Below are 232 nucleotides of genomic sequence, written 5' to 3' on the forward strand. Positions count from 1 at the left end.
CCCGAGCAGCGCTTCCCAATGCATGAACGGTTCGGAAATCTTGGCCATGCCTGCAAACACCCAGCCGAGAATAATGCAGTTCACAAAAGTGGAAAACACCGATGCCTTGACCGTACGCAGCACCGTCGCCTGGGCACCACCGTAACGCAGCTCGGCAATCTCTACATCGGTGACCACGCCACTGTTGCGCCACTTACGAGCGAAGAACACCGTCATGGCCACGGCGGCAATG

1 protein-coding gene is annotated in these 232 nt (G+C 57.8%); it reads right to left on the reverse strand.

What is annotated here, in order from left to right; translation table 11 throughout:
* Positions 1-232 (reverse strand): hypothetical protein (locus A3709_RS23830; protein WP_197484227.1); only part of this gene is annotated, 232 nt, incomplete at both ends.

Source organism: Halioglobus sp. HI00S01, assembly GCF_001635445.1.
GTDB classification, from domain to species: domain Bacteria; phylum Pseudomonadota; class Gammaproteobacteria; order Pseudomonadales; family Halieaceae; genus Halioglobus; species Halioglobus japonicus.